The organism is Candidatus Corynebacterium faecigallinarum, from assembly GCF_052264515.1.
In the GTDB taxonomy this organism is placed as follows: domain Bacteria; phylum Actinomycetota; class Actinomycetes; order Mycobacteriales; family Mycobacteriaceae; genus Corynebacterium; species Corynebacterium faecigallinarum.
In genome coordinates, this window is record NZ_JBQQOC010000004.1 from 15,907 (window position 1) to 41,605 (window position 25,699).

Here is a 25,699-nt window from a genome sequence, read left to right on the forward strand (position 1 = left end):
CACCGGAGTCTGCCGGGCGGACCTCGGCGGGGCGTGGGAACGGTGTTGCGTCCTGGTACGGAGTCGCTGGCAGTCGCCGTGACGTCAGATGCACGTTCCATGTGCCGCCATGCCCCTCCTGTCCTCTCTTCCCCGTCCCATCCCCTCCCTTCACTTTCCCCTCATCATCCCCATCCGCGGAGTGTCCGCCCTCCCGGATCTGCGTTTGCGCCCCCTTTCGGACGTTCTGCTGCCACTTGATCATCGAAAAGTGGGCGGAGAAGCAGATCATCGTGTCCCTCGCCGGCGTCCCGCGGACCGAACCGTGACAGATTGGCCCTTTCATTGCCAACGAAACGACGATTTTGCAATGCTTCCCTCCGCCCGGCCAGCTCCGGGAACGGGAGAACCCCGGGAGAGGACTTTTCCTCTCCCGGGGTTCGGAGTTCCGGTCGGCACCGGTCGGCACCGGACGGTACCGGGTCAGGCGGACGTTACACCCGCCACTCCCCGACCACGAAGGCCTGGGCGACCGGACCGTCGTGCGACAGGCTCAGCTGCCACACTGCGGCACCGGTGCCGAACCGCGCGGCCAGCGCACCGTTCACGATGGACGCCAGCGGCTCGTGCAGCCGGATGTACGGCCGACCCCAGCGGTCCTTGACCACCTCGATCTGCGCCCAGTCCATCCGCGCCCCGGGGATCTCGTCCCCGGCATCGGCCAGCGTCCAGGCCTTGTAGAAGGCCTCCTTCGCCGCCCACCGGGCCGCCAGGTGCTGCGCAAGGTTCCCGCTGGTCTTCGCCAGTCGGGCGCACTCGCGCCGCTCGGCCCCGCTGAAGGACGCCGCGAACTTCGAGCCCGGCAGGTCGAGCTGCTCGGTGAACGAGGGGATGTCGACCACGTCGACACCCACACCCAGCACGAAGCCACGCGGCACCGGGTCGACAGGTGTCTGCCGACCACGTGCAGACGCACCGCCCGACACTGGGTTGGGCGCCGGGTCGGACGCCGGGTCGGACGCCGCGCCGTTTACCGCGCCGTTCACCGGGTCAGTCACCGCAGCAGTCCGTCCTCACCGGCGCGGGCGTCCGGGTTGAGCAGCATGTCCGGCTCGGCGACGTCGATGTCGACGTCGTCGGCGAAGCGACGGTGCTCGATCTCCTCGAACAGGGCGCGGTGGCCGAGCATGCCGGCCTCGCGACGGCGCACGCCGGCACGCAGGCGGTCGGACGCACGCGCGACCCACGCCTCGGCAGCCTCTGCACCGAGCTGGTTCTCCACCGCCACGCGGAAGGCCTCCGGGTGGACAAGTGCCAGCAGCGCGGACACGTGGCCGAAGCCCAGCGAGGTCAGGAGACCTGCCTTCACCGTGCGGTTGAGCTGCAGTGGCTCGCGCAGCCACACCAGGTTCGGCGCGGACGCCATCTCCGGGTCGACACAGTCCAGCGAGCGGTTCGCCGGGATCCGTGAGGTGCGGAACATGTCGCCCAGCCCGGCGGTCTGGAACACGGCGGCTCCACCCTTGGCGTGTCCGGTGAGCGTCTTCTGGGAGACGACGTACATCGGGTTGCCCTCGGTTCGACCCATGGCGGCCGCCAGGCGGGTGTGCAGGCGCGACTCGTTCGGGTCGTTGGCGTTGGTGGAGGTGTCGTGCTTGGAGACCACGGCGATGTCGTCGGCGCTCACGCCGAGCGTCGCCAGGTCGCGGGACAGGCGCGAGTCCACGCCGCCGCGTCCGGCCGCCAGCGCACCCTGTCCCGGGGCCGGGATGGAGGTGTGCGCACCGTCGGCGAAGGACGAGGCGTAGCCGACCACGGACTGCACCGGCAGGCCGAGGCGGACCGCGACGGAGCCGCGGGCCAGCAGGATGGTGCCGCCACCCTGCGCCTCGACGAAGCCGCCGCGGCGACGGTCGTTGGCACGGGAGTAGAAGCGCTCGTTGAGGCCCTTGGCCGCCATCGCGTCGGAGTCAGCGGTGGCGTTCATCGACGCGAAGCCGCTGATCGACTCGACGTTGATGTCGTCGGTGGCACCGGCGACGACGAAGTCGGCCTTGTGCAGCTTGATCTTGTCGACACCCTCCTCGACGCTCACCGCGGCGGTCGCACAGGCGCCGACCGGGTGGATCATCGAGCCGTAACCGCCGACGTAGGACTGCATGGTGTGCGCGGCGACGACGTTCGGCAGGGTCTCCTGCAGGATGTCGGACGGGATGTCCTCCTCCAGGAAGCGGTCGACGAAGAGCTTGCGCATCGAGGTCATGCCACCGAAGCCGGTGCCCTGGGTCATGGCGATGTCCGACGGGTGCACGGCCTGCAGGATCTCGGCCGGGGTGAAGCCTGCCGAGAGGTAGGCGTCCACCGCGGTGACGAGGTTCCAGATGGCGATGCGGTCCACGGCCTCGATCATCGAGGCCGGCACGCCCCAGCGGGCCGGGTCGAAGTCGGTCGGGAACTGGCCGCCGACCTTGCGGGCCAGGGTGGCCCGACGCGGCACGCGGGTACGGGCACCCGGCAGGCGGGTGACGCTCCACTCGCCGGTCTCCTCGTTGAGGTTGGCGCGGGTGAAGGTCGGGTCCGAGTCGACGAAGGACGCGGCATCCTCGGCGGAGTCCACGGCGAAGGTGATCTCACGGTCGAGGAAGATCTCGACCTCCTGCGGGGTGGTCAGGTCCTCCAGTGCGACATCGTCGACGAAGGTACGGACACCGGCGCGGGCGGCGACCTCATCGCGGTAGCGGGTGAAGATCTCCTCCTCGGGCACGATCTCGCCCTTGGCGTCGTACCAGCCGGCGACCGGGGTGTCCTTCCAGGTCAGCAGGCCGGTCATCCAGGCCAGCTCGAGGACACCGGCGGCGGTCAGGTCGACGGAACCGTCGGCCTGGATGCCGTACTCGGCCTCGAAGCGGGTGCGTCCGGAACCCCAGGCGCTGATCTCACCGAGACCGACGACGACGATCATGTCGTCGAGGTCCTGGGTGACCTCGCCCCAGCCAGCGTTGTCGGCATCAGCAGCAGCACCGGCAGCAGCACCGAAGTCGGCGCCGGTCGGCTGGACGGCACGCACCGGGGAGGGCAGCGCGTTGACGGTCACCGGGGCGGCGGCCGCACCGGCACCGTCGGCAGCGTCGGACGCAGCGACCTGCTCGAAGGCGCCGTCGGCGATGGCCTGCTCGCGCAGCTCGGTGAGGTTGATCTTGTCCAGACCACCGGTGAGGTCGGCGTCGACCGGGCCGACGGCCGCAGCGGCGCGTATCTCGGAGCTGCACAGGCGGACAAGCTCACCGGAGATGTCGGCCGGGGTCCACACGCGGACGCCTGCCTCGACGGCGGCGTCGACCAGCGGGTCGTTGCCGCCCATCAGCCCGGTACCGGCGACCCAGCCAATCCGCGGGTGGGCGATGGTGACGCGCTCACCCCAGGGCTCATTGGACCACTTGTTGCAGATGGCGTCGAAGGCGGCCTTGGTCTCACCGTAGGCACCGTCGCCACCGAAGGTGCCGCGGTTCGGGGAGCCGGGCAGCACGACGTGCAGGCGGTGGGCCAGGTTGGCCTCATGGCCGATGCGGGACAGGGCGGTGAAGGACCGCTCCACGCTCCACAGCAGCAGGCGGGCCTGGGTCTCGGCGTTTCCGCCGGCGTCCTCGACGGTGCCGGAGACGGTCGGGGCGGCGAACGGCAGGAAGAGGTCGGGCACCAGGGCGGGCTTGATCAGCTTCTGGTCGGAGCCGACGGTCTCGGTCTGCTCGTTGCCGATCCAGTCGACCAGGGCGTCGATGTCGCGGTAGGACGACAGGTTCGCCGGCACCAGCCAGATCTTCGCCTCAGCGGCCGCACGCTCGCGGTAGAGCTGCTTGACGTAGGCCAGGCGGGACGGGCTGATCCGGGAGGCGGTCATGACCACGGTCGCCCCCTGGGCCAGCAGGTCACCGACGACTCCGCCGGCGATGGATGCCGGGGTCACACCGGTGGCCACGGCCACCTGGCCGGCGAAGGTGCCGGTCTCGGTGGAGCGTGCGTCTGCGGCAATGCTGCGGAAGCGCTCCGTGAGGGAGGTGTCCCCGGCTGCGTCAGCGCGTCCTGCCTGGTACTCGGCGTGCTTGGCGACGGTCTCACCGGTGCCGCGGAAGGACGCGGTCTCGGCGACCTCGTCGCCGGCGGCCAGGCGGGCGATGTCCTCACGGGCGGTGGCCCAGCGGTCGTCGACGAGCACCGCGCGGCGGGCGTCGAAGGTGGGGGTCACCAGCTTCGGCCAGTTCGGGCCGAGCTCCTCACTGACCGACTGCAGGATCGCGGCGGTCTCCTCGGCCTCCGGGTCGGACAGCACAGCCGACTCCGGGACGTCGAGGTTGAGGTCGTGGAGCAGGTGGCGGGCCAGGCTGGCCAGCACACCCTCCTCGCCGGTGACCTCGGAGGCCAGGGCGTCGAGGGCGGCGGAGTCCACCGCGCCGCCGCCGGAGCCGCCGGCGGTGGGCTTGGCGACCGGGATGCCGTGGGCGGCACCGGCCTGGGTGACGGCCTCGTCGATGATCGCGTTGACGTCGTTCATCGAGGTGGCGGCGGTCGGCAGGGTGGACAGGTCGCCGCCGCGGGCGGAGGCACCGTCGCGGGAACCGAGCAGGATCTGCGCGGTGGCGTGGTCGACCCAGCCGGGGCCGAGCTCCCAGGTGCCGGTGACGCGGTCGGCGATGGCGCTGGCCTTGGCACCGGCGGCACCGAAGAGCTTGCGCAGGCGGTCCTTGACGGCCTCGCCCAGCACCGGCCCGAAGGCGGCGTAGTTGTGGGCGGCGGCGTCGACGGTGGCCGACAGGGTGGTGACGTCGGCTTCGGCGGCACCTTCCACGCTGGACAGGCCCAGCTCGGCGGAGATGTCCATGAGCAGCTGGTTCAGCCGCGAGGAGACACCGTTGGTCAGCGTGCCGGTGGTGTCGGCACCACCGATCTGCTCCGGACGCAGCTTGTTGGCGTAGGCCAGCAGCGTCTTGATGGCGTCGGAGGCCTTGTAGGGCAGGTCGGCAGGACGCTCGACCGAACCGGCCGGGGCGACGGCGGCGGGTGCCGCGGACACCTCGTTGATCGGGGTGACGACCGGCTCCGGCACCGAGGAGGACGGTGCGGAGGCGTCCGGGTGGGCGGACGCGGCGGCGTCGCCGGTGGGCACCGATCCTGCCTCGGGGGCAGCACTGCCGGCGCTCTCGACGACCGGAGCCTCGATGGTCTGCACGTCGGTGTGGTACACCAGCTTCTCGTCGCGCTGGACGTTGCGCACGGCGACGTCAGCACCGGTGAAGCGCGGCAGCTTGAGGGTCTTGGTCGCCAGGTTCGCCAGCGTCGGTGAGGCACCGAGGCCGACCTCGATGAGCTCCTCGACGTCGAGGCGGTCGGTGGCCAGGAGCAGGTCCTGGGTCTCGATCCAGCGGACCGGGGAGGCGAACTGCCAGCACAGCAGCTCGATGAACAGGGTGCGGGCGACCTCGGCGCGTCCGGCCTCGTCGTTGGTACGGTCGTCCCACCCGTCGAGCAGGCTCTGGGCCGGCTCGGAGGGAACGATCTCGAGGATGGACTCGACGAACTCAGATGTCAGCTCGAAGGGGCGGGCGACCAGGTTCGGGATGTAGCGTCCGACGAGGATCTCGTAGTTGATCCGCGCGGGCAGCAGACCGTCCAGCTTCTCGCGGAAGTCCGGCACACCCGGGTGCAGCACGCGGGAGTGGAAGGGCACGTCGATGCCCGGGACCATCATGAAGGAGCCCTTGCCGCCGGCCTCGGCGGTGCGCTTCTTGGCGTCCTCCTCGAGGGCGGCCAGGCCGGCGACGGTACCGGCGACGGAGTACTGCTCGCCGGCGAGGTTGAAGTTCACGATCTCGAGGAACTCACCGGAGGCCTCGGCGATGGAGTTGACGTACTCCACGACGTGCTCGTCGTCGACACCGAACTGGTTGGGGCGCAGTGCACCCATCCGGTAGTCGGAGCGACCCTGCTCATCACGCGGGATGAGGTGGTGCATGGTGGAGCCGCGGTGGAAGACGACCTCCAGCACGGTCTCCAGCTCGATCGTGCCGGCGTAGGCCGACAGGGCGGTGTACTCACCGAGGGAGTGGCCGGCGTAGTAGGCGTCGGCGACCAGGGCGTCGGCCTCACGCAGGCGGGCGGTCTGCGCCAGGGCCAGGGTGGCCAGGGCGACCTGGGTGAACTGGGTCAGGTACAGCACACCGTCCGGGTGGTGGTAGGTGACGCCGTTGGCGGTCAGCGAGGTCGGGTTGTCCCGGACCACGGTGAGGATGGAGAAGTCCAGGGCGGCACGGGTGTGGGCGTCGGCCCGCTCCCAGACGGCGGCGGTGGCCTTGGAGGCCGCGCGCTCGTCGAGGCCCATGCCCTTGGCCTGGATGCCCTGGCCCGGGTAGACGTAGGCAGTGGTCGGGGCGGCTGTGACCGCGGTGCCCTGGGAGACCAGCTCGTCGTTGACGCGGCAGGTCACCTCCAGCAGCAGTCCGCCACCGGCGACACGGCCGACGCGCTCGACCTGGATGTCCACCAGGTCGTCGAGCTGCACCAGGCCGAACATGCGGTAGGTCCAGCCGAGGATCTGGTGGCCGGAGCCGGCTGCGGAGGCGGCGTGCTGGGCGGTGGCCGAGAGCCACATGCCGTGCACCAGCGGAGCCTGCAGCCCGGCGACACGTGCAGCGACATGCGACGTGTGGATCGGGTTGAAGTCACCGGAGACCCAGGCGAACGGGGTCATCTCGTGCGGTGCATGCACGTGGGTACGCAGCAGCGTGGAGCGCGGGGTGTCGGTGATGCCACCGTTAGACGCCGCGGCGATGCCACCGGCGATGGCCGGCTCGGCCGGCGGGGTGGTGCCGAAGGCGCGGCCACGGATGGCGAAGCGCTCGGTCTGCACACCGAGGTAGACACCATCGGCGTCGTGCATCTCGTGGTGCACGGTGACGACGCGTCCGGACGAGGACTCCTGGATGCCGGCGGCCCAGCTGGTGATGGTGATCTCGCCGGTGGCGATGTCCTCGGCCGGGACCTCGAGGGCGGCACTGTGGTCGAGGTGCACGGCGTTGAGCAGGCCCTCGATCACGGGGTAGTCGTTGACCATGGCCGATCCCAGGGCGGCGTAGATGGCCGGCCAGCAGGTGCCCAGCAGGGCGTCCGGAACGATGGTGGCGCGGTGGGCGCCGCCACCGGCGCTGGCCAGGTCACCGAGGCCGTCGCCGGTGACGGCGGCGTGCTCGGCACCGAGGGTGTCAGTGAGGGTGTAGGTGTAGGAGAACCGGCCGAAGGGTGCCGCCCCATCAGCATCAGTCTCGGAGCCCTCGATCTTGGTGGGCATGCCGGTGATGTCGTCGCCGGTGACCGAGACATTGCCGACACCGGCGGTACCGGCGAGCAGGCCGTACATGGTGTCCGGCAGGCGGGACTCGTCGACGACCGGCAGGGCGCCGGTGGAGATCGAGTCGTCGAGGATCAGCGGCACCGGCAGACGGCGCACGGCGTGGACCTGGGAGTCGCCGGAACCGGCGGCGGTGTTGTCCCACAGGGTGTCGAGGTGCAGGTCGACGGTGACGGTGACGGGGTTGCCGTCGGAACCGTCGTTGGTGACGACCAGCTCGTAGCTGTCGGCGTCGATGACGTGGGCCGGGTTGTCCATCAGGTGCCCGGTCCAGGAGATGTAGGGCACGGCCTGCAGGTAGGCGGTGATGTCGGTCGCATCGGCCAGACGCGCCACGGCCTTCGTGGGGGTGGACGCGGCGTTGCTGTCCGACCACTCCTGGATGGCGTGACGGCCGGTCGCCTTGCCGTCGCTGGCGGAGCTGGAGCTGGCGACACGGTCGCGGCAGGCGGCCTCGAAGCGGCCGAGCAGGTCGGCGACCGGCTCATTGACGGTGGTGATGCCGGAGACGGACACCGGACCGGGGATGATGCGCACCTGGTCGGCGGTGTAGCGGTCGTCCTGGGCCTGCCAGAGGCAGTCCTTGCCCCACCAGGCGAGCAGGTCCTCGTCGATGGCGGGGACGAAGCCCATCGGCTTGGGGTACTTGCGGCACAGGGCGATGAACCAGGCGGCGTCCAGCGGGGTCAGGGTGTCGACCTCGGCGGACGGGTAGGCCCCGACCAGGGTCGCCACGGCGGCCTCGGGGTCCTCGGCGGAGTCGACGGTCGGGAAGAGTGTCTCCACCGGGCCGTGCTCGGCGACGGCCAGACGGGCCTCGACGCGCTGCAGCAGCTCCTGGAAACGCTTCAGCCAGGACGGGTCGGCCCACGGGAAGCTCAGCTCGGCGAAGCGGCGGACGACCTGGGCGTAGGTCATCTGCTCCAGCTCACCGAAGTAGGGCTTGGCGGTCTTGTTCATCGCCTCGATGATCTCGTCACGGCGGGCGTTGACGGCCTCGAGGGAGCCCCCGACCTCCTGGATCAGGCGCATGCACTTGGCCGCGGAGTTGTCGATCTCGTGGATGTCGGCGCGCAGGTGGGACAGGCCGGAGGTCGCGCCACCGGCGGACTCACCCGGGGCGATCCAGCCGCCGTTGGGGGCGGTGTGGGCCACGCCGGAGGCGTCGGCGACACCGGGGGTGTCGACCAGCAGCTGCTTGATCTCGTCGGTGGTCTTGGCCTCCTTCGCGGTCATTGCCGCGGTACCGACCAGCACACCGTCGACCGGCATGGAGGGCAGGCCGAGGGCGACCGACCAGTCACCGGAGAGGTAGTCGGCGGCACGCTCGGGCGCACCGATGCCACCACCGACGGTCAGCACGACATTCGGCTGGCGACGGATCTCGGCGTAGGTGGCGGTCAGCAGGTCGTCCAGGTTCTCCCAGGAGTGGTGGCCACCGGCGTGGCCGTCCTCGACCTGCAGGATGATGGAGGCACCGGTGTCCTGAATCTGGCGGGCGATGGCCAGGCCGGAACGGATCTGGTTGACCGTGCCCGGCTTCAGGGCGATGTAGGAGAAACCGGAGTCGCGCAGGGCGCCGATGACCTCGGGTGCCTCGTCCGGCTCGGGGATGCCGGCGGAGATGACGACACCGTCCAGCGGGGCACCGGACTCGCGGGCCTTGGAGACCACGCGCTGGCCGCCGAAGTGGAGGTTCCACAGGTAGCGGTCCATGAACATGGCGTTGAACTGCACCGCACGGCCCGGATCGAGCAGACCCTTGAGCTTGGTGAGGTTGGCGTCGAAGACCTCGGCGGTGACCTGGCCACCACCGGCCATCTCGGCCCAGTAGCCGGCGTTGGCTGCGGCGGCGACGATCTCCGGGTCCACGGTGGTCGGGGTCATGCCGGCGAGCAGCACGGGGGACCGTCCGGTCAGGCGGGAGAACTTGGTCTCCACCGACGGGCCGGTCGGCAGATCGAGCAGACGCGGGGCGAAGCTGGACCAGTCGACGGTGCGGGCCGGTCCCGGGTCGTTCGACCCCGGTGCGGCGAGCTCGTCGATCTGCTCCAAGGAACCGAGGGAGACGATGCCGGCACCGGAGCCCTCGATGAGGTCGTCGGACAGGCGGGACACGACCTCGCCGGGGCCCAGGTCCAGGAACCAGGTGGCACCGGTTGCGCGAGCCTCGGTGATCTGGTCGACCCAGTCGACGTGGTCGGTGAGCACCGCACGGGCAAGCTTCTCGGCGGCTCCGTCGGTGTTCAGGCCACAGGCCTCGGCCCATGCGACGGTCTGGGCGACCGCGGGCTCCATGGAGGTGTGGTGGAAGGGGACGGTGACCTCGAGGTATTCGGTGGCCGGTGCCAGCGGTGCACCGCCGCGGGTCTTCGCGGCGAGCTCGGCGGCATCCTTCTCCCCCAGCTGCAGGACGGTCTGCTCGACGACACCCAGGTCCTCCGGGGTTCCGGAGAGGATGAAGCGGCGGTGGCCGTTGCGGATGGCGACCTGGACGTTCACGCCGGTCTCGGCGATGAGGGCGTCGAGGTGGACGCGCTGCAGGCCACGCACCGAGAGCATCGGGGTGGTCTCGTCGACGGCGAAACCCTGGGCGCGGGTCACGCGGGCAGCTGCGGCGCCGATGAGGCGGGCGGTGGTGAAGATGCGTGCGGCACTGTCGGCGCCGTTGCTGACCAGGGCGGCACCGAGCGCACCCTGGGAGTGGCCCAGGGCGACGGCACGGCCGGCGGCGACGGCGGCAGCGGCATCGAAGCCGGCGCTGCGCAGCGCGGAGACCTGGGCGAACTGGACGGCGGTGATGCCGGGCACCGACAGGGCGGCGGACACCGGGCCGGTGGCGGCGGTTCCGTCGGTACCGGCGAGACGCTCGAGGGTGACCGGGCCGGCGGACGCGGCGGTGACGGAGGCGGCGACCGGTGCCAGCAGTGCGTCCGACGCACTGATCAGGTCACGGAGTTCGGCGGCAAGGGTCGGGTCCTCGGCGACCTGGGCGGCCGCGGCGCGCCACGGGGTGGCCTGACCGCCGAAAAGCAGGGCGATGCCCTCGTTGTCGTCGCCGGTCAGTCGGGCGAGGAAACTGGAGTGTGAGTCAGTCATGATGTCCTTTTTCTCTGTGGCTGTGCTGGGTACTGACCCGGTCACAGGGGCCCGTTGGAGTGGAACTTGAAGTGGCGGCGGTCGCGGTCCTTGGTGCTCAGCGAGCGCAGGGCGGCGGCGATGGTCTCGCGGGTCTCTGCAGGCAGGACGATGCGGTCGATCTCGCCGGACTCCACGGAGAAGTTCGGGTTGATGTTCTCGGCGGCGTACTCGTCGGCGAGTTGCTTGGTGTAGTCGGCGCGCTCCTCCTCGGGAACGGCGGCGATGTCGCGGCGGCGCAGGATCTGGACGGCACCCTCGGCACCCATCACGGCGATTTCGGCGGCGGGCCAGGCGAAGGCGAAGTCGGCGCCGATGCCCTTGGAGCCCATGACGATGTAGGCACCGCCGTAGGACTTGCGGGTGATCATGGTGACCACCGGGACGGTGCAGTTGCCGTAGGCGTAGATGACCTTGGCGCCACGGCGGATGATGCCGGCGCGCTCCTGCTCGGCACCCGGCAGGTAGCCGGGCACGTCGACCAGGGTGACTACCGGCAGGCCGAAGGCGTCGCAGCAGCGCACGAAGCGGGCGGTCTTCTCGGATGCCTCGACGTCCAGGGTTCCGGCGTTGTGCATCGGCTGGTCGGCGACGATGCCGACCGGCTTGCCCTCGATGCAGGCGAAGCCGATGACGATGGACTTGGCCCAGTGCTCCTGGACCTCGACGAACTCGCCGTGGTCGACGATCGCCTCGATGACCTCGACGACGTCGTAGGGCATACGGTTGTCGGCCGGGACGATGTCACCGACACCGCGGGCGGCCTCGGCGTCCTCTTCGGTGGCGACGTAGTCGTAGGACGGGGTGGGCTCGTTGCAGTTCTGCGGCAGGTAGTTGAGCAGGGTGCGGGCGTAGTCGATCGCATCCTCCTCGTCTTCGGCGAGGTAGTGGGCGACACCGGAGACACTGTTGTGCATCTCGGCACCACCGAGGTCGTCGAGGCTGATCTCCTCACCGGTGACGGCCTTGACCACGTCCGGGCCGGTGACGAACATGTGGGAGTTCTCCTTCGGCATGATGACGAAGTCCGTCATCGCCGGGGAGTACACCGCGCCGCCGGCACAGGGGCCGAGGATCAGGGAGATCTGCGGGATGAAGCCGGAGGCCTCGCAGGACTTGCGGAAGATGCGGCCGTACATCGACAGGCCGCCGACACCCTCCTGGATGCGGGCTCCGCCGGAGTCGAGCAGGGCGAAGCACGGCACGCGCTCGGCGATGGCACGGTCGATGAGGTCGGTGATCTTCTGGCCCTCGACCTTGCCCAGGGTGCCGCCCCGGATGGAGAAGTCCTGGGAGTAGATGGCGACGGTGCGTCCGTCGATGGTGCCGAAGCCGGTGGCGACGGCCGAGCCGAGGAAGCCGGCGGCGGGGTCGCCGCCGAAGAACCGGCCGTGCTCGACGAAGGAGCCTTCGTCGCAGAGCAGCTCGATGCGCTCACGGGCGGTCAGCTTGCCCTTGGCGTGCTGGAACTTCTTGGCCTTCTCGTCCGCGGCGGCGGCGAGGGCGTCGTAGTCGACGGTGTTGCGCTCGGCGGTGGTCACTTCTCGGCCTCCTCGGTGGTGTCGGTGGTGTCGTTGTCGGCGCTGTCCGTGTCAGCGCTGTCGGCGCTGTCGGCGCTGTCGGAAGCATCGATGTGCAGCAGGTCGTCGCCGCCGTTGACGTTCTGGCCGACGGTGACGTCGATCGAGGCGATGGTGCCGGAGGCGGGGGCGTGGATGTACTTCTCCATCTTCATCGCCTCCAGGACGATGACGACGTCGCCCTCGTTGACCTGCTGGCCGGGCTCGCAACCCATGCGCACGACGATGGCCTGCATCGGGGACTTCAGGGCACCGTCGGCGGTCAGGGCGTCCCCGACCGGGGCGGCACCGCCGTCACCGTTGCCACCGCGGCGGCGGGAGCCACGACGCGGCTGGCTGCGGCGCACCGCGGCACCGGCGCGGTTGCCGAGCTCCTGGCCGGCGTCGCCGAGGGCTCCGATGCCGGAGCTGAACATCGCGCCGAGGCCGGCGAAGGACTCCGGCAGGGTGATGCGGTGGCGGCGTCCGTCGATCTGGGCGGTGAAGGTACGCAGTGCTGCGGCGATCCCACCTTCAGCGTCCTCGTCACCGGCACCCGGCTGGCCCAGGTTCTCCAGGTCGATCCGGGGGAGGAACTCGGTCTCCAGCCAGCGGGTACGCACGCGCAGGTCACCGAAGTTGTTGGTGCCGTTGAAATCCGGGTGGGCCATGATCAGGTCCAGCACCGGGGTGGAGGTGGCGATGCCCTGGATGTCGAGCTCACCGAGGGCGCGACGGGCACGGGCGATGGCCCGCTCACGGGTCGGGCCGGTGACGATGAGCTTGGCGATCATCGAGTCGAACTCCGGGGAGACCTTGTCGCCGAGGCGGACACCGGTTTCGATGCGCACACCGTGGCCGGCGGGCCATTCGAGGGACTTGATCTTGCCGGCGGTGGGCGCCAGGTCCTTGGCGGGGTCTTCGGAGGTGATGCGCAACTCGATGGAGTGGCCGCGGACCTCGGGGACCTCGGGGATGGTGCCGCCGTCGGCGATGGTCAGCTGTGCCTCGACGAGGTCCAGTCCGGTGACCTCCTCCGAGACGGTGTGCTCGACCTGCAGGCGGGGGTTGACCTCGAGGAAGAAGAGCTCACCTTCCTCGGTGAGCATGAACTCGCAGGTTCCCAGGCCGACGTACTCGGTGTAGTCGAACAGTGCCTTGGACCAGGTCTGCAGGGTCTCTTCGGCACCTTCGGGCAGGTAGGGGGCGGGGGCTTCCTCGATGACCTTCTGGTGCCGGCGCTGCACCGAGCAGTCACGGGTGGTGACCACGTCGAAGTTGCCGTGGGAGTCACGCATGCACTGGGTCTCGATGTGGCGTCCGGAGATGATGAACCGTTCCATGAAGAACTTGTCCAGGTCACCGCCGGCCATGGCGTGACCGGCACCGAAGGCCTTGAGGTCCTCCTCGGTCCGGATGACCTCGATACCGCGGCCGCCGCCTCCGTCGGAGCGCTTCAACACGATCGGGTAGCCGTGGGCCTCGACGAAGTCCTCGACCTCGTCCATGGACTGGACCGGGTCGGTGGTGCCGGGGACCGGGGAGACACCGGCGGCCAGGGCGGTGCGGCGGGCGCTGATCTTGTCGCCGAGCTGGCGGATGGTGTCGGCCGAGGGGCCGATCCAGGTCAGGCCGGCGTCGGCGATGGCCTGGGCAGCCTCGGGGACCTCGGAGAGGAAGCCGTATCCGGGGTGGATGGCGTCGGCGCCGGCACGCTGGGCAACGTCGATGATCTTGGCGGCGTCGAGGTAGGTCTGCTGCAGGGTTGAGCCCTCCAGCGAGTAGGCGTCGTCCGCGAGTGCGACAGCGGGGGAATCGATGTCCTGGTCGGAGTACACGGCGACGGAACGCAGGCCCAGGTCACGGGCGGTTCGGACGACTCGCGCGGCAATTTCGCCACGGTTGGCCACGAGGATGGTGGACGGCATCGGGCTCCTTCGGTTGAAAGGGGGACGGGGCGATTCGCAACTTCGCATGCTGATTCCCGGGGGTTCCTCACCGGATGACCCCCGGGATGTACCGGCATGGTTCGCTCGAATAGACACTCGACACTAGGGAGCCCCGGCTGAAACCGCGGCGCGGCGGTGTTCTGTCCATATATGTGTGTCACCCCCGGGGCACCGTCGCCACCCCACCGTCAGGGCGGCACTTCGTGTAGGTCAACGAATGTTTTCTTCCACCGTTCAACCGCGGCCCCTTTCCTACCCCCGCGCCAGGGACCGCGTGTCGCCGAGGGCCGATTTCTGTGTCCCGCGTCACTGTATCGGGACATGTTTAACCACATACCGATCCATTAATGGCCTTACCCCCCCCCCCGTAAAACTATCGGTGCGTCACATACCTCCGCGCGGCGATCTCCGGGGCCACGGCGTCCATCGCACGCTCGGCGACAGCGGCGATCGTCATCGACGAATTGCATCCTGCCGTTGTCCCCGGGATCAGCGCACCGTCGAGGACGTAGAGCCCCTCCTGTCCGGTGACCCGCCCCTCCAGGTCACAGACCGTCCCCATGCACGCACCGCCGAGGGCATGCCAGGTGGAGTTCACCATGTCATTGGTGTCGGTGAGCATGCCAGGCGCCCCACCTGCGGAGATGATCTTGTCCGCCGTCGGACGGATGTGATTCTCGATCAGTTCCCGGTCCCCGCCGGCCGGCCAGTGCAGGTCAGCGGTCGTGGTACTGCTGTTCCACCGGAAGGAACCACGGGTGGAGCTGACCCCGAAGCCGACCATCATGGTGGACATGGCGTCGATACCGAAACCGGGGGATGGAGGCCTGGATGATCGTATGGGCATGGTCCAGATCGTCCCACTGCTTGGTGTCGTAAACCACCGGGCCGCCCTGCACCTTGCCGAAGTTCGCGGTCGGGTCGCTCCAGACGTAGATCCGGTCGCCGTTGCTGCCCCAGCCCTGCCCCAGGGTGTCCGGCAGGCCGGGCACCGTACCGGTGTGCTTGGCCCGCAGCAGCAGCCGGGTGGTGTTCACGCTACCGGCGGCCATGACCACCGAGCCGGCGGTGAGCGCGAGGCGTCGCTGCGGGCGTCCGGCATCGTCGGTGTGCAGGGCATGGACCAGCCAGGTGCCGTCGTCCTGACGCTGCACGTCGGTGACTTCGGTATGGGTGCGCACCGTGGTATTGCCCGTGGACTCGGCCTGGGCGATGTAGGTGACGTCGACGGAGTGCTTGCCGCCGTTGTTGACGCCCATCGCCCCTGAGCCGTCGGTGTAGGACGGGGTCATCTCACCGCGTAGTTCACGGCGGGCGTAGTCCCAGTCGATCGGCATGGGGATCTTCTCCGGGGTCAGCCCGGCGTCCCGGCAGCGCTGGGCGAAGACCCTGGCGACCTTGTAGTTGGGTTGGTTGAGGATGTCGTCGGGGCAGACCTCGAGACCGAGGGGGTCGGCGACCCGCGGGTAGTGGACGCGGTCCATGTGGTCCCAGTCGAGCCCGGCAGGGAACGTCGCATTGAATACCTCCTTCGACGGCTGCAGCGACATCCCCTGGTAGACAAGGGATCCGCCGCCGACGCCGGTGGGACACAGCGCGGTCATGGTGGGCGAGGAAACTGCTTCGATGATGCCGACGTAAGGGTCGACGGCGATGTTCCTGCCGAAGAGCTGCGGGGCGGAGCGGTGCCAGAGCATCCGCTTGTCCGGGTTGGTGGGACTGGGGAAGGTCGTGGCGTTCGGGCCGGTCTCCCAGCGACGACCGCGCTCCAGGACGGTGACCTCCACTCCGGCCCCCGCCAGGCGGAGCGCGGAGACTCCCCCACCGAAGCCGGAGCCGATGACGATGACCTGGTGGTCTTCGGTCACGGTCGGGAGGTTGGCGATCGCGGGGTCGTTCGGTGCCGGTGCCGTGCCGGACGATCCGAGCGGACCGTCGGAGGACTGGGCGTTCGCGGTCGGACGGGAGCCCGCCTGGCCGGCGACGATGCCGACGGCCGTGATTTCCGCGGCGGTGTCGGTGCTGGTGAGGAAGCGACGGCGGGTGGGTTGTGCGCGTAGTGCAGAGGAGGAGGCGGGAGATGCGGAGGTGGCTGGAGAGTTACCGGCAGACATGTGAGGGGTGTCCCTTACTGGTGATGAATAGTGGATAGTTTGGTTTCTATCACCAAGTCTCTTGCCGCACACCGGTTTTGCAGCAGAAGTGCAGTAAACCCCGGGAATTGCTCACCCCATCCCTCCCTTCACAGCTACAACCCGAACTGGGCGTTGTTCCGGCGAATCCTCCGGTTCAGCGGATTCATGCCCAGTTCGGGTCGTTCACTATCTTCCCCTGCCCCGGGTCAGCGGATGCGGCTCGCCGAGACGATCATCGGCGCCTGTGCCACGACCCGCACCCAGGCGCCGACCTTCATCACCGGAGACATTTTCTTGCTGCGCTGCCAGTCCAGCGCCATCTTCACGTTGCCGGGAAGCACTCCCACCAGGAACAGGGCGGCCGGACGTCCGATCTTTCGACGGGTCGCCGGGTTCAGGATCGCCGCTGACAGTCCGAGTTCGACGACTCCACTGCCCAACGTCCACACACGCTGCCCACCCGGCAGCTCCTGCGGGACCAGGGAGTCGAAGAACTGGGGCCTCACCACGTGCAGGACGCCTGCCGCACCGAAGACGGTGGCCCACAGCGCCGGTCGCCCGCGCAGTGACGTGACGGATGCGGAGGACGTGCCATCAGAGTCGCCGACTGTGGCGTTTCTACTGCTCATGACCCCAGACTACGACAGTAGCCAGCGCCGCGGAGCCAGAATCAGCTGATGGTGGTGCGCCCCTCGAAAGCGCGGGACAGCGTGAGTTCGTCGACGAACTCCAGGTCGCCACCCATGGGGATGCCCGATGCCAACCGGGAAACGGTCAGTCCCGGGAACTCCTTGAGCAGGCGTCCGAGGTAGGCGGCGGTGGCCTCGCCCTCGGTATTCGGGTCGGTGGCGATGATGACCTCACTGACCTCGGGCGGGTCGGTGAGTTCACCGTCGGCGGTGGGGACGTCGTCGACCCGGCCGCCGATGCGTTGCACCAGCCCGGTGACGTTGAGCTCCTTCGGACCAATGCCGTTGAGCGGGTCCAGAGCGCCGCCGAGAACGTGGTAACGACCGGTGTACTCGCCGGTGCGCTCGATGACCTGGATGTCCTTGGACTCCTCGACGACGCACACCAGGGTGGCGTCGCGGGAGGAGTCGGCACAGATCCGGCAGACGTCCTCGGAGGAGACGTTGTGGCAGATCCGGCAGAATCGCACACCGGACTGCAGTCGGGTCAGCGCACCGCTGAGCCGTTCCAGTTCCTCGGGTTCGGACTGGAGCAGGTGGAAGGCGATACGTTGGGCGCTCTTCGGGCCCACCCCGGGGAGTCGGGAGAACTCGTCGATGACGTCCTGGAGCGGTCCCTCGAACACGTGACGGTACCTCTGTACCGCTAGAAGCCGAGGCCGTCGAGGCCCTGGGACAGCGGCCCCATGCGCTCGGCGGAGAGCTTCTTGAGGTTGTCGCCGGCGTCCTGGTAAGCGCCGATGATGAGGTCCTGCAGGGTCTCGACATCCTCCGGGTCAACGACGGACGGGTCGATGGTGAGGCTCTCGACCTCGCCAGAGCCACGCAGGGCGACCTTGACCAGGCCGTTGCCTGCGGTGCCCTCGACGGTGGAGGCCATGATCTCGGCCTGCGCCTCCTGCAGCTCCTGCTGCATCTTCTGGGCCTGGGCCATGATCGCGTTCATGTCGGGCTGGCTCATTGTGTCGGGTCCTTTCACGGTGACAGTCGGGACTGTCGCTGTCGGTTGCTGTCGGTTGCTGTCGTGCTTGTTCGTCGGTGCCACAGTCTACCGGTTACGGCGCTGCGATCAGGCGGTCACCTGGTTCGCTCGGCACCGAGATGCTGCTCGAGAAGCTCACCGGCGATCTCGAGGGCATTGCGGTGGTCGAGGTTGGTTGCCTCGGGATTATCGCGTTCCCGCATGGCTTCCTCGGCCTCCGCCATCTCTGCCTGGCGCGTCGCTTCGGGGTCCGGCGGCGGGGCGGACGGAGACCCGTCGTCCCAGGGTTCGTCCGGCTCCTCCGGCAGGGGTACACCACCGAAACCACCGGACGCTGCGCCGGACGGTGCCGTGTTGTTTTGCTGGCGGGCATCGAACTTCGCCTTCCGGGCGCGCCACCCGGTGAGTTGTTCACCGGAGTCCGGCCCGGTGCGGCGGGTATTTGCCGTCGGACGCGGCGACGCCGGCGCTGGGGCCGTTGCCGGGTTTGACGCCGGGGTTGATACAGCTGAACCACGGGGGTTCGTCGCAGGTGCAGGCTCCGGCTCAGGCTCTGGCTCTGGCTCGGACTCTGGCTCAGGCGCAGCTGCTGGCCCGGGTGAAGGTTCCGGGCTCGGAGCCGGGGTTGGTTCTTGTTCCCGGGCAGGGGTGTCTACTGGGGCGGTCGTGCCTTCAGCTTTTCCCGCCTGCTCCTGGGCGACCTCCTGACCGTCTACCTGGCCCTGTGCAGGGTTCTGTGCAGGGCTGGCCGCGGAGGACCCCGCGGCAGGACCGGTTCCGACGTGCGCCACGACGGTGCCCGGTGCGCCGGTGACCTTCTCGATGACCCGGGCGAAGACCTGGGCTCGCTCGGGTGCGTTGATGTAGCTGGCCAGCGCACCGGTGTGGTGCTGCAGAGTGATCCTCACCTTGCCGTCGGCATCGACCCCACCTACCGTGGCTGCGGCATCACGGGCCGCCACCCAGAGTGCGAGCGAGTCCTCCTTCACGGCGTCGAGGATCTCGTCCCACTGCGGCACCGGGTGGGTGACTGCGGCAGGCCGGGGGTCTGCGGAGGACTCAGCGGGCTCTGCCGGCGCGGGAGCAGACTCAGGACCCGGCTCGGATGCAGGCTCGGTTTCCGGTGTGGGGCCGGGTTCTGCGCCAGCCTCGTCGGCAGCATCGGCGGCCGGCTCGGCTTCTGGTGCAGGTGCTGGGTCCGGCTCGGACGCTGCGGGACGCGATGCCGCCTGCCGACGACGACGCATGATCTCCCGGGCACGCTCCGCCTCCGAACGACGCTCCGCTGCCTCGTCGGACGCCCCGGCAGGAGCCTCCTGAGTCGACGGTGCGGCCGATGCCGCAGGTGCGGCGGCGGGAGCAGAAGCGGCCGGTGCAGCAGACGATGCTCCGTCCTGCGCGGGTTCAGCAGGCTGATCGGGCTGAGCAGACTGACCGGGCTGCACAGGCGGTGCGTCCTGGGCAGGTGCGTCCTGCGCCGCCGCAGCCGCCTGCGCCTCACGCTGGGACTTCCGCACGTACACGCGTCCCGAACCAGCCGCCGCGCCGCCAGCGCCACCTGCTCCCCCGGCACCACCGGACGCACCAGCACCACCGCCGACACCACCGGCTTCCAGCGCCTCGATGCGCTGGGCCAACGCCTCCACGGTCGTTCCTGCCGCCGGCAATGCCATGCGGGCACACAGAATCTCCAGCAGCAGCCGGGGCGCGGTCGCCCCACGCATCTGCGCCAGACCCTCGTTGACCAGGGCCGCACAGCGGGTCAGCGTAGCCTGCCCCAGTGCCTTGGCCTCCTGGATCAGGACGTCCCGCTGATCCACCGGGGCATCCACCAGACCGGTGTCGAAGGCATCCGGCACCGCCTGGATGACCAGCAGGTCCCGGAATCGGTCCAGCAGGTCCATCGCGAACCGGCGCGGGTCGTGCCCGGCGTCGATGACGTCGCTGACGCAGCCGAACAGTCCGGCCTGGTCCTGATCGGCCAGGGCGTCCACCGCATGGTCGATCAGTGCGGTGTCGGTGAAGCCCAGCAGCGCCACCGCCCGGTCGTAGGTCACGCCGTCGGCACCGGAACCGGCGAGCAGCTGGTCCATGATCGACAGCGAGTCACGCGGTGAACCACCGCCGGCGCGGATGACCAGCGGGTACACCGTGTCCTCGACCTCGACCTGCTCCTCGGCGCACACCCGCTGCAGCAACGAACGCATCGCCGGCGGAGTCAGCAGGCGGAAGGGGTAGTTGTGCGTGCGCGACCGGATGGTCTGCAGCAGCTTCTCCGGCTCGGTGGTCGCGAAGATGAAGATGAGGTGCTCCGGCGGTTCCTCCACGATCTTCAACAGGGCGTTGAAGCCGGCCTGGGAGATCATGTGCGCCTCATCGATGATGAACACGCGGTAGCGGGACTCCGCCGGGGCGTAGAACGCCCGCTCGCGCAGCTCGCGCATGTCGTCGACACCGTTGTGCGTCGCCGCGTCCATCTCGGTGACGTCCAGGGTGCCTGCCCCACCGGGGGCCAGTGCCACACAGGAGTCGCAGGTACCGCAGGGGGTGGACGTCGGCCCCTGCTCACAGTTCAGCGACCGGGCCAGGATGCGTGCCGACGAGGTCTTTCCGCAGCCGCGCGGTCCGGAGAACAGGTAGGCGTGGTTGATTCGCCCGCTGTCCAGCGCCGTCGACAACGGCTCGGTCACATGTTCCTGCCCCACGACCTCGGCAAACGAGGCCGGACGATACTTCCTGTAAAGAGCCACGGAACCAGACTACAAGGCGGGCCCGACACGAGGTGCCCCTACCGCCGGACGCACCGGCGGGACGCTACCGCCAGACGTCACCGCCAGACGTTGTTGAGGTTCGCCTCTGAGATGGCCAGCAGGTTCTGCACCGCCCCGGGTCCGCCAGACAGGGCGACCCGGTACTCGTCCTCGGTGAGCATCACCAGCTGGGCATAGACCGTCATCCGGCCCGGGTGGGTGTACTCGTGGTAGTCGCCACCGCCGTGGCGTCCTCCGAAGTTGACCTCATGGACGTGCGGGACGCCGTCCTCCCAGACGAACGGCGGGACCAGCAGACCGTGCATCGCGGTCATCGTCTCGTCGACGTGCCAGCCCAGCTTCGGCAGCAGCAGCCCCGGCTGCGGGGAGAAATGGTGTGGGTCGGTGGACACCATCGTCGCCGCCGCCGTCACCAGGTCGGCCGCGGCCCGACCATGCCCGGAGACCACCGTGATGAACTCCACCCGCAGATCAGCGCCGTTGTCGGTGACCAGGTCTGGTTCGACCCGGGCGGCGTCGAGCGTCACCGCGACGGTCTCGGCGTCGGCCGCACCCGCGGCGTCCCCACCGAACCCGTCACCTGTACCACCGAGAGTGAGCTCGGCGACGGTGAACTCCGGGAACCCGGTGTTCACCCGCCGCCGGGACGTGGTGAACTCCCCCGGCAGCAGGTCACTGACCCATTGCTTCGTCTCCGCCAGATTCACCTACCGGTCAGCTCCTGCAGCTTCAGCAGCCTCAGCAGCCTCGATGGCGGCCAGCAGGATGCAGGTCGCCACCCCGTCCATCGCCACCTCGACCTCGTCCAGCGGCGGCATCGACGGAGCCAGCCGGATGTTGCGGTCGTTCGGGTCGTCCTTCAGCGGGAAGGTGGCACCGGCGCCGGTCAGCGCGATGCCCGCGTCCTTGGCCAGTGCGACCACACGGGACGCGGTGCCGTCCGGCAGGTCCACGGAGATGAAGTAGCCGCCCTCCGGGGTGGTCCACTCGGCGATACCCAGGTCACCCAGACGACGCTGCAGGATGTCGGTGACCGCGGTGAACTTCGGCCCCAGGATCCCGGAGTGCTTGCGCATCACCGCTCGCACCCCCTCGGCGGAACCGAAGTAGCGGGCGTGGGCGAGCTGGTTGACCTTGTTCGGGCCGATACCGCGCACACCGGCGATCCTGCGGTAGAAGTCCAGGTTCTCCTTCGAGGAGTTGAAGAATGCCACACCGGCGCCGGCGAGGGTGATCTTCGAGGTCGAGGAGAAGGCCCAGAAGCGGTTCGGGTTGCCGGCCTCCGCGGCGATGGAGACCACGTCGAGGATCTCCGGGAACTCCTCGGTGAGGGTGTGCACGGCGTAGGCGTTGTCCCAGGCGATGCGGAAGTCAGGTGCACCGGTCTCCATCGCGGCCAGGCCCTCGGCGACCTCACGGGACACCGAGTGACCGGTCGGGTTGGAGAACACCGGAACCACCCACATGCCCTTGACCTGCGGGTCCTTGGCCAGCTCACGGACGGCGTCCAGATCCGGGCCGTTCTCGGTCATCGGCACGGTGACCATCTCGAAACCGAAGGTCTCGGTGATGGTGTGGTGGCGGTCGTAGCCGGGCACCGGGCAGATCCACTTGACCGGCCCCACGGAGTCATCAGCGGCATCGGCCGCCCAGGGCCGCGGCGAGTCGTTGTTGCCGAAGGTCCAGGACCAGGAGATCAGGTCGAACATGATGTTCAGGCTCGACGCGTCCCCCGCGATCAGCAGCGCCGGATCCACACCGAGCACCTCGGCCCACAGCTCGCGGATGTCGGCGATGCCGTCGCCGCCGCCGTAGTTGCGGGTATCCACCCCGCCCTCGGTGCGGTAGTCGTCGCCCGGCAGGCTCAACAGCGACTGTGCCAGATCCAGCTGCTCGGCCGAGGGCTTGCCGCGGGTGAGGTCGAGGGAGAGGTTGCGGCCCTTGAGTTCCTGGTAGGACGCTTCGACGTCGCTCTTCAGCGCGGTCAGCGATGCCAGCAGGTCAGTGCGTGCTTCGGTCAGCTTCATAGTCCCTCCGTGACTTCCTCGGCGGTGATGGTGCGGAGACTTCAGATTGTGAATTCTCTTCATCCGCGAGTGTAGTGCGGTTCACAGCGAACGGAAAGGTACCCACCCTTGACAAGGTATGTTCAGCAGACCCAGCCTGATACAGAATCACGTTCCCGTCCCCCGACAGGCTCCGAGAATCCCCCGAAAAGTTAGCGGACCCCGCGCACCCGTTAGAGCTCGTTGACCCTTGCTGCATTCCTGCCCTGGGGGAGTTCACAAGATAGACGCCGCACGGGATCCAGCGCCTATGCTAGCCCACCCGCCACGGATCCGGCAAAGCCACCTCGGACGTGGGGCGCATCCGCTGTGAGGGCACTGAACCAGCACAGGACCTTTCACCACCCCAACCCGGATCCCCCCCCCACACCGTCAACGCCGGACGACCCCCGGGCCGACCACGCCGCCAACACCGTCGGTTTTCCGGAACGACCTGGCGTTTTGCTTAGGAGTGGACGACATGTGTATATTTCTCGGCGGAGGATTCGACTAGCGGCCTATGTCACACGCCTGGAACGCGTGAGGGAGTCACATCCCACAGGGGTTCAAATCCCCTATCCTCCGCAGTGAGCCCCCTGGTCCCCGTGACCAGGGGGTTTCTTCATGCCAGGGGCCTTTTTCACCCTTGTAGGCCCCCGGGTAGGCCCCCAGATTGGTAGTATGACCCTCATGCCCCGCCGATCCGCCTGGTCCCTGCCCTGCACCCTCACCCACCGCACCGACACCACCGCCCCTGTCTGGGTGGCCGAGAAGACGATCCGTGGGTCCTCGCCGCGTCGCCGTATTCGGGGCACCGGCCCCACCGCCCCGATCGCCGTGGCCCGCCTGGTCGTGCGCCTGCGTACCCGCGGATACGAGGACCTGGCCGCTCAGCTCACCGATGCCGGAGCGGGCCAGTTCGGCACCGGCTGGGTCGAGACGATCAGCGAGCACACCCCGCATGCAGGCCCGGACCTGGCCGACCTGCTCACCGATCATGTCACCGAGCGGCATGACCTCGGACACCTCAAAGCCGAGTCGCACCGCCGGGCCCTGGGACTGATCGACAATCATCTCCGCTGCCACCGCCTCGGTGGGCTGAAATTGACCCAGCTGACCAGCGGTGATCTGCGGGCGTACATCATTGGCCTGATGACCTCCCCAGATGGCCCCGGGGCTACTGGGGCCCGTTCCCTGCATGGGTACATCTCCCAGGCCTGCCGTACCGCCGTGGAGGACGGGCGTCTGGCTCGCTCTCCGATGGATGGGGTGGTCCTGCCCGCCAAGCCGAAGCCGAAGCCGACCGCCGTGCGCACGTCCCCGGGATCGGTGGCCGAGCGGGCCCGGTGGCTCACTGAGCACATCGCCTACGAGGACTATCTGCTGCTCATGCCGCTGCTGTACGGCCTGCGCACCAATGAGCGCCTCGGCCTGACCCACGGCGCACTGGCCTACCGGCCCGGGGTGGACCTGTACACCCCGACCGGGGTGGACCTGCATGTGCATGCCCAGCTGCGGGAATCCCGGATGCTGTCCCCCATCGTCAAGACCCACGCGTCGTACAGGATTCTGCCGCTGCCACCAGTGGTCTCCCCGCATTTTGATGCCCTGCACCTGCGGCGGATCATCGGGGCGATGGACCGGGGCGAGGACGGTACTGACCCCACCGAGCCGCCGGTGCGGTCCTCCACCGGCTCCTGGCCGTCCCTGTGGCTCACCGATGACTCGACCCTGTACACCGACACCACCGGGCGACCCCTGCGCCGCCAAGCAGCGGACAAAAAATGGTACCGCATACGGGATGCATATCTTGGCGGGGACGGGTGGCGGACCCACGACTGGCGGGGCATCGTGCGATCCGCGCTCATGTCCGCCGGAGTGTCGGACGTGGTCGCTGAATCCTATCTCGGACATGCTTTGTCCCCGCTGGCGGCGACCTACGCGCATGTCGGAGCTGGTGACCTCGCCGGGGCCTCCAAGGTCCTGGCCGAGGCTTGGTACCGCTGGCCTGAGCCCTACACCGGTGCACTCCCGGAAATACTGGCGTCCGAATTTGCTACCGACAGACCCCCGGCTGCCCTCTGGCGCGAGACCACCGGCCTCGATGATGCCGCGCTGGCCTACCGGGACGCTGCCGCTGACGGGATGACCCCCGCCGAAGGCGACACACAGCTCGCCGCACAGACTGGGGGCCGGATCGACCTACTGCGCCTGGCGTACTACACCGCCTGGTGGCCCCACCAGCTACGCGCGGTCCCTGTCGAGCATGTGGAGTGGGCCCGGGAGCATGCCATGCCCGCCGATGAGGTGTACGGGCATCTTGCAGCAGGTCGTCACCAGGTGTCGTAGGTATCTGCCGACACTGTGAAGCCATGGGTGGATGTAGCACAGGTCATGCTGCCATTGACCACCCCACAGGTGAAGTCCGGGTAATAGGCTCCACCTCCACTGAAACCTCCACTGAAGACGATCTTCTGCCCCTCTTTCAGTGGACCGCTCTCTACTGGAGATGGCCACTGGCCCTGTACCGCCCAATGATGCGGAACTCCATCAAAGGGGGTGCCGCCCACTGACCAGCTCCAGCCGATGGCTTTAGGTATCCCCATTCCATCAAGACCGTCATCGGCTCGCTGCTCAGCGGGCCAGGGAGCATGTTCCGGCACCAAGCAGGCAAATCCACCGCTCCCCAGGTGGCAATTCACACTTCCTGTCTCAGTCATAAAACGAAACCCCCTGGCGATCCGGGTGCGATCCTCATATCCGGAAGCAGGAACCTCCTCCAAGCCGATCAGCAAATCTTCTCGGTCCGGGGGAGTCGACTCTGGCTGCACCGGGTCTTCGGTCGGGACGTCCGTCGGGGCAAGGGTGGGGTCCGGCCCGCCTGTCTCTGCGGGTGTCTCAGAGGTCGTCGGTGTCGTACCGCTGGACGTTGTTATTGATGCTGACGTACCGGGTGCAGCTTCATTGTCATTATCAGAGTTGCATCCGGTCAGAGCTACAGCGGCGACCATGGCCCCAGCTGCCACACTTGTTCTGCATGATGTTTTCATTCG

11 protein-coding genes, 1 tRNA gene, 1 other RNA gene and 1 pseudogene are annotated in these 25,699 nt (G+C 68.7%); 2 read left to right on the plus strand and 12 right to left on the minus strand.

Going from position 1 to position 25,699, the window contains the following annotated elements:
- Nucleotides 1–473: 473 nt before the first annotated feature.
- The 12 genes and pseudogenes from ACTXPP_RS02880 to ffs form a co-directional block, all read right to left on the minus strand.
- On the minus strand, nucleotides 474–1,037 hold the full coding sequence (locus ACTXPP_RS02880; protein WP_443340809.1) for a holo-ACP synthase: 564 nt from the start codon (nucleotides 1,035–1,037) through the stop codon (nucleotides 474–476).
- Nucleotides 1,034–10,477 (minus strand): fatty acid synthase subunit beta domain-containing protein, encoded by a 9,444-nt coding sequence (locus tag ACTXPP_RS02885; RefSeq protein ID WP_443340811.1) that lies wholly within the window; start codon nucleotides 10,475–10,477, stop codon nucleotides 1,034–1,036. The genes ACTXPP_RS02880 and ACTXPP_RS02885 overlap by 4 nt, the downstream gene beginning before the upstream one ends.
- Before the next feature lie 41 nt (nucleotides 10,478–10,518).
- Nucleotides 10,519–12,057: an acyl-CoA carboxylase subunit beta gene (locus tag ACTXPP_RS02890; RefSeq protein ID WP_301524712.1), complete on the minus strand. Its 1,539-nt coding sequence runs from the start codon at nucleotides 12,055–12,057 to the stop codon at nucleotides 10,519–10,521.
- Nucleotides 12,054–14,003: an ATP-binding protein gene (locus ACTXPP_RS02895; RefSeq protein ID WP_443340813.1), complete on the minus strand. Its 1,950-nt coding sequence runs from the start codon at nucleotides 14,001–14,003 to the stop codon at nucleotides 12,054–12,056. The genes ACTXPP_RS02890 and ACTXPP_RS02895 overlap by 4 nt, the downstream gene beginning before the upstream one ends.
- 394 nt (nucleotides 14,004–14,397) lie before the next feature.
- Nucleotides 14,398–16,138: pseudogene (locus ACTXPP_RS02900) on the minus strand (GMC oxidoreductase).
- Nucleotides 16,139–16,365: 227 nt separating this feature from the next.
- Entirely contained in the window at nucleotides 16,366–16,788 is a 423-nt protein-coding gene (locus tag ACTXPP_RS02905; RefSeq protein ID WP_301498245.1) for a DoxX family protein, read from the minus strand.
- A gap of 41 nt (nucleotides 16,789–16,829) precedes the next feature.
- Nucleotides 16,830–17,474: a recombination mediator RecR gene (gene recR / locus ACTXPP_RS02910; protein ID WP_301498243.1), complete on the minus strand. Its 645-nt coding sequence runs from the start codon at nucleotides 17,472–17,474 to the stop codon at nucleotides 16,830–16,832.
- Nucleotides 17,475–17,494: 20 nt separating this feature from the next.
- On the minus strand, nucleotides 17,495–17,809 hold the full coding sequence (locus ACTXPP_RS02915; RefSeq protein WP_301498241.1) for a YbaB/EbfC family nucleoid-associated protein: 315 nt from the start codon (nucleotides 17,807–17,809) through the stop codon (nucleotides 17,495–17,497).
- Between the two features lie 116 nt (nucleotides 17,810–17,925).
- The gene (locus tag ACTXPP_RS02920; RefSeq protein WP_443340815.1) at nucleotides 17,926–20,580 is read right to left on the minus strand and encodes a DNA polymerase III subunit gamma and tau; all 2,655 of its coding nucleotides are present in this window, start codon (nucleotides 20,578–20,580) and stop codon (nucleotides 17,926–17,928) included.
- A 77-nt stretch (nucleotides 20,581–20,657) separates the two neighbouring features.
- Nucleotides 20,658–21,308, minus strand: coding sequence for a hypothetical protein (locus tag ACTXPP_RS02925; RefSeq protein WP_301498573.1), 651 nt, complete (start codon nucleotides 21,306–21,308; stop codon nucleotides 20,658–20,660).
- Nucleotides 21,309–22,628, minus strand: a complete 1,320-nt coding sequence (locus ACTXPP_RS02930; RefSeq protein ID WP_301498575.1) for an aspartate aminotransferase type Ic — start codon at nucleotides 22,626–22,628, stop codon at nucleotides 21,309–21,311.
- Nucleotides 22,629–22,817: 189 nt separating this feature from the next.
- Nucleotides 22,818–22,914: signal recognition particle sRNA small type (gene ffs / locus ACTXPP_RS02935), an RNA gene on the minus strand.
- 231 nt (nucleotides 22,915–23,145) lie between these two features.
- Between ffs and ACTXPP_RS02940 the strand changes: the two genes are divergently transcribed.
- Nucleotides 23,146–23,231, plus strand: a tRNA-Ser gene (locus ACTXPP_RS02940).
- 105 nt (nucleotides 23,232–23,336) lie between these two features.
- Nucleotides 23,337–24,995, plus strand: coding sequence for a site-specific integrase (locus ACTXPP_RS02945; protein WP_443340818.1), 1,659 nt, complete (start codon nucleotides 23,337–23,339; stop codon nucleotides 24,993–24,995).
- Nucleotides 24,996–25,699: the final 704 nt, after the last annotated feature.